This window comes from Paracoccus aerius (assembly GCF_014656455.1).
Classification (GTDB): Bacteria; Pseudomonadota; Alphaproteobacteria; order Rhodobacterales; family Rhodobacteraceae; genus Paracoccus; species Paracoccus aerius.
The window spans coordinates 1-2,157 of sequence record NZ_BNCL01000071.1; the positions used below are offsets into that span (position 1 = coordinate 1).

At 59.7% G+C, this 2,157-nt stretch carries 2 protein-coding genes and 1 pseudogene; all 3 read left to right on the forward strand.

The window, feature by feature from the left end:
* Positions 1-51: 51 nt before the first annotated feature.
* On the forward strand, positions 52-309 hold the full coding sequence (locus tag IE224_RS20655; RefSeq protein ID WP_444544093.1) for a transposase: 258 nt from the start codon (positions 52-54) through the stop codon (positions 307-309).
* A gap of 288 nt (positions 310-597) precedes the next feature.
* A pseudogene (locus IE224_RS21500) lies at positions 598-1,324 on the forward strand (transposase); the annotation flags it as partial.
* 86 nt (positions 1,325-1,410) lie between these two features.
* Positions 1,411-2,133, forward strand: coding sequence for an IS110 family RNA-guided transposase (locus IE224_RS20665; protein WP_191313390.1), 723 nt, complete (start codon positions 1,411-1,413; stop codon positions 2,131-2,133).
* Positions 2,134-2,157 lie beyond the last annotated feature (24 nt).

Consider the following 2,157-nt stretch of genomic DNA (forward strand, 5'->3'; position numbering starts at 1 on the left):
CACTGAATGACCGGAAATCCATAGTTAGAGGTGGCTCACTTCTCGATGGAAATGCCGGCTCAGTTCTGGGTGGAAATCAACAGACATTGGCGCACCCAGACCTTCATTGCAGCTCTGCGCCATGACCGGCTGGACGCGCCTTGGGTGATCGATGGCGCAATGAACGCCGAGATGTTCAACCTTTATACCAAAACCCAGCTGGTCCCGACGCTCAGGCCCCGTGACGTCGTCATTCTGGACAATCTCTCCAGCCACAAGAGCTCGGCCGCAGCGGCAGCCTTGCGCNCTTCTCCAAACTCAAGGCGCTGATCAGAAAAGCCGCCGCCCGCACCTACGATCAGCTTTGGGCTGCGGTTGGCCAGGTCTGCGACCTCTTCTCCGACGAGGAATGCTACAACTACTTCAAAGCTGGTGGATACGAGACCGATTGAGTGCCACAGGCTCTGAGCGTCTAAACCGTCTCCCTTCAAGATCCGAAGAGAAAATTGCTGAGAAGAGAGCAAAGCTATCACAGCTGTTCCTTGATAGCCTGCCTGGCTTCAAGCGCAGCTGGCGGATTCAACCGGTCGTCGCAATACCCTAATGTTGGAGGTGTTGATGACGACAGGAAGACGGAAGTCGGAGCGCTCGACGCGACGCAAATTGTCCTCGCCAGGTCGACTGCCAGTCTGGCAGCGTGAGCATCTGTGCCGGTTCTGGCGGGAGATTGCAGCGGAGCTGTCCAGCGAGGAAGCCGCCGTTGCAGCGGGAGTGTCCGCTCCAGTCGGCACCAGGTGGTTTCGGAGTTCTGGCGGAATGCCTCCCACACATCTCGCGCCATCGGCACTTGGGCCGAAGAGTCGCAACATTTCGTTCGCAGAACGCGAGGAGATAGCCCTCGAGCGCGCTCGAGGCACCGGCGTGCGGGCGATCGCACGCAAGCTGGGCCGATGCCCCAACACGATCTTTCGCGAGATCAGGCGCAACTTTGCGATACGTGGCGGCGAGTTCGACTATCGGGCCATTGCCGCGCAGTGGCACGCAGATCGTGCGGCCAGACGACCAAAGGCCAGCAAGCTCGTGCTAAACCCCGCCTTGCGCGACTAAGTGCAGGAACGGCTCTCCGGCCTCCTTGCCACACCAGACGGCATCGCTTTCGACAGGCCGACCGTGATATGGAAAGGGCAGCGCGCTGAAGCGAGAGCTCTTCGCCTGTCTGCGATCCGGCCGAGCGCTCAGATTGCCGCGCGAACGCGCACGCAATCGCGGCAAGTCCTTCCTCACGGATGCGCTGATGATAAGCGACCGCCCAGCAGAAATCGACGATAGGGCAGTCCCGGGTCATTGATGGTGTGGATACCTCACCCTGAAACGGCATCGCGATGTGCCAAGATGGTGATGTTGCAAAGCACCAGCGTGGAGGAGGTATCCGTGGAAGAGGTTACAGTGATCGGCATCGACCTGGCAAAGTCGGTTTTCCAGCTTCACGGCGCGACTGCGTCGGGACAGCCGGTTTTCCGCAAGAAGCTCTCGCGGGTGCAACTCATCAGGTTCATCGCCGAGCAACCGCCTTGCCTTGTCGCCATGGAGGCTTGTGCCTCGTCGCATTATTGGGGCCGAGAGTTCCTGAAGCTGGGCCACGAGGTGCGCCTGATCCCGCCGATCTACGTAAAGCCCTTTGTGAAGCGCCAGAAGAACGATGCGAATGACGCCGAGGCCATTGCAGAAGCCGTGGTGCGCCCGACTATGCGGTTCGTGCCCGTGAAGTCAGAAGAGCAGCAGGCCCGATCCATGGTCTTCAAGACGCGCGATCTGCTTGTTCGTCAGCGCAATGCCCTGATCAATGCGTTGCGGGGGCACCTCATGGAGTACGGCATCATCGCGCCTGCCGGACGGACATTCGTCAAGAGGCTCGAGGCACAGATCGAAGCTCCAGAGAGCGACCTTCCGTCCGGCGTCATCGAGCTTTGTCGCCTGCACCTCGAGCAGATCGGCATTCTCGACGACAGAACAAGGGAAATACAGAAGCGCTTGAAGGACGAAGCGAAGTCAGACCCTGAGACGATCCGCCTGCAGACGGCTCCAGGTGTCGGACAGAGGTGGTCGCGGGAATTCGGACCAGTCGCTAAGCTCTGGCGATTGACGAAGGACTGATCCGCATGACGAAACGGAAGCGCT